Origin of the sequence: Nonomuraea sp. NPDC048892 (assembly GCF_040649735.1) — a bacterium.
In the GTDB taxonomy this organism is placed as follows: domain Bacteria; phylum Actinomycetota; class Actinomycetes; order Streptosporangiales; family Streptosporangiaceae; genus Nonomuraea; species Nonomuraea maheshkhaliensis.
Window position 1 is genome coordinate 1 of the sequence record NZ_JBEZFZ010000080.1, and the last position, 1416, is coordinate 1416.

Annotated in this window: 2 protein-coding genes; one reads left to right on the top strand and one right to left on the bottom strand. The window is 66.5% G+C overall.

What is annotated here, in order from left to right:
• Window positions 1-925 (bottom strand): zinc-binding dehydrogenase (locus tag AB0C28_RS56190; RefSeq protein ID WP_358085788.1); only part of this gene is annotated, 925 nt, incomplete at its 3' end.
• An 81-nt stretch (window positions 926-1006) separates the two neighbouring features.
• Here AB0C28_RS56190 and AB0C28_RS56195 point away from each other — a divergent pair.
• The coding region (locus AB0C28_RS56195; protein WP_358085792.1) for a helix-turn-helix domain-containing protein at window positions 1007-1416 on the top strand (410 nt) is incomplete at its 3' end.

The window sequence follows — 1416 nt, forward strand, 5'->3', positions numbered from 1 at the left end:
CCGGTTCGTCGGAAGCGAGGTCGAGTACGGCCTTGCCGGGAACGCGGCGCGCCAGGAGTGCCTCTATCGCCTCGTCGACCTGGGTCCAGGGGCCGCGCCAGCCGACTTGTGGATCGAGTTCGGCGTTCTCCAGCAGGTGGATCAGGTAGGCGATATCCGGGCCGAAGGGGCCGGACACCATGAAGGGTTCCAACCGCTTGGGGATGCCGGTCAGCCGTTCTTCCTCGAAGTCGATGACGGTCGGCTCGCGAGATGCCCATCCGATGGACAAGGCGAGGCCGCCGTCCTGGAGTTGCCCGAACGCCTCGCTCAGCAGTCGGCCACCCACGTTGTCGAGCACGCCGAACACAGGATCGGTGGCTTTCGCCGTACCGACAAGGATCTCCGCGGCGCCCAGTTCGCTCAGTCCGACGGCGCGTTCCGGCCGCCCCACCGATGCGATGACGTGCGCGCCTGCGCGCGCGGCCAGTTGTACGGCGAGCCGTCCCACACCTCCTGACGCTCCGGTCACCAGCACGCGGCGTCCGAGTACGGAACCCAGCCGGCGGACCGCTTGCAGAGCTGTCGCGCCGGCCGCGGGCAGGGCGCCGGCCGCACCGAGGTCGACGCCCTTGGGCACAACGGCCAGGTCTGCGGTATCGACGGCGCGCAGCTCGGCCCACCCGCCTGTCCCTGCGAACGAGGAGACGCGTGCGCCCTCAGGCGGTCCGGAGCCATCGGCGGCGGCCTTCACCACAACACCGGCGGCATCCTTGCCGAAGACCTGGCCGGGGCGCAGTTGCCGGGCAGCGAAGGCAAGCTCGCCGAAGTTGAGCGAAGCCGTCACAACCTTGATCAACACCTGCGACGCCTGCGGTCGGGGTTCGTCGATCTCGTCGAACCGTACGCCCTGTGCGGCGTCGGGATCGTAGATCAGGGCACGCATCCATGTCCTCTCTCAGACTTACTAACCAGTTAGATTAGTAGGAATACCCTACCAGACTGAACTTACCGGTTAGAATTTGGTATGCCTCGTCCCGCTGCACGTGATCGACTGCTGGAAGCCGCACGCGAGCTGTTCTACGCCCACGGCTACAGTGTCTCGATCGATGCCGTCACTGAGCGGGCCAACGTCGCCAAGCCCACCGTGTACGCGCACTTCAAGTCCAAGGACGCCCTCATCGGCACCGTGCTCACCGCGGCAAGCGACGAATGGTTCACCGAGTTGGACGCCGAACTGGAACGACGCGGTGGTGACCCGCTGGCTCAACTGGTGGCACCGTTCGACCTGCTGGCCGCCAACCTGCCCGACCCGAGCTACCATGGCTGCCTTCTGGTGAACAGCGCAGCCGTTTTCCTGACACCCGAGCATCCCGCTCATCACGCGCTGGCCACCCACGACGAGCGAATGCTCGTGTTGTTCGAGCGCCTGGCCAC